The 1,537-nt window shown below is 70.9% G+C and carries 1 protein-coding gene; it reads right to left on the reverse strand.

Features of this window, described 5'->3' with window-relative positions:
- Positions 1–82: 82 nt before the first annotated feature.
- On the reverse strand, positions 83–1,537 hold a 1,455-nt coding region (gene pabB / locus I0Q12_RS12620; RefSeq protein ID WP_197252245.1), incomplete at its 5' end, for an aminodeoxychorismate synthase component I.

Below are 1,537 nucleotides of genomic sequence, written 5' to 3' on the forward strand. Positions count from 1 at the left end.
TCGGCGCCGTCCGCGCGCAGCGCCGTCACCAGCAGTGCCCCGACCGCGCCCGCGCCGCCGGCCACGATCACCGGGCCGCCGGTCATCGCCCGGGATCTTCCGGGAGGGGCGGGGTTTCGGACAGGGTGCGGCGCATCGCGACCGCCTTGACGAGGGTTTCGTCGAGTTCGTCGGCCGCGTCGGACAGAGCGACGATGGCGCCGCCGATGCCGAAGCTCACCTCGTGGTCGGTGGCGACCATGGTGCGGATGACGATCGACAGGTCGGCGGCGCCGGTCGGGGACAGATAGCCCAGGGCGCCGGAGTACACGCCGCGGGGGCCGTCCTCGAGTTTGTCGATGATCTCCATGGTGCGCAGTTTCGGGGCGCCGGTCATCGACCCGCCGGGGAACGCCGCGCGCACGCAGTCCACGGCGGACACGTCCGGTCGCAGGGTGCCGCGCACGGTGGACACCAGCTGGTGCACCGCCGCGTAGGTTTCGACGTCGAACAGCTTGGGCACGTGCACCGAACCCGGGACGCACACCCGGGACAGGTCGTTGCGCACCAGGTCGACGATCATCAGGTTCTCGGAGCGGTCCTTCTCGCTCGAGTGCAGGTCCTGCCACAGCATCTCGTCCTCGGCCTCGGTGGCGCCGCGGGGCCGGGTGCCCTTGATCGGTTTGGATTCGACGACACCGTCCGCGTCGATCCGCAGGAACCGTTCCGGGGACGCGCTGAGCACCGAGATGCCGGGGAACTGCAGCAACGCGCTGTAGGGGGTGGGGCTGATCTCGCGCAGGCATTCGTAGGTGCGCAGCGGATCGATGCTGCGTTCGACGGTGGCCATGTTGGTCAGGCACACCTCGTAGGTTTCGCCGCTGCGGATCTCGGCGACGCACTGGCCGATCAGATCGAGATAGCGCTGCCCGTCGTGCCGCAGCCGCATCGGGTGGTCGCGGTCCAGGCGCAGCAGCGGCGCCGCGTCGGGTGCGGGCACGGTCACGTCGTCGAGTTCGGCCAGGGCGGCGGCGGCGCGGTCGAACCAGTCGGTGGTCGCGCGCTCGCCGGGCTGCGCGCTCAGCGCGAGCAGGTAGCAGTGGCCGGCTTCGTGGTCGAGGACGACGGCCCGGTCGGCGAACACCATCGCCGCGTCCGCGGTGGGCGAGGTGTGCACGAGCTGGGCGCCGGCGTCGGCCTTCAGTTCGTAGCCGAGATAGCCGACGTAGCCGAGGCCGAAGGCGAACGGCAGGTCGTCGCGGCGCGCGACCGGACGTTCGGCGAGGCGCCGGTCGATGTGGTCGAAGAACGTGCTGTGGTGTTCGGTGACGGTGCCGTCGACGGCGTGTTCGCGCACCAGGGTTTCGGCGACGCTGTAGGTGACGAACTCGGAGCGGGGCCCGGAGCCGTCGCCCATCACCGTGAACCGGGATCCGGGTTCGGCCGCGGCGCTGCCGTCGAGCCAGAAACTGTGCGGGCCGTCCGCGAAGAGCCGCTCGAACACCGCCTGCGGGTCGAGATTGCGGTCGAGACGGCGACTTTCGATGAGATAGCGGGG

The sequence above is a fragment of the Rhodococcus sp. CX genome, assembly GCF_015865005.1.
Taxonomy (GTDB): Bacteria; Actinomycetota; Actinomycetes; order Mycobacteriales; family Mycobacteriaceae; genus Rhodococcus.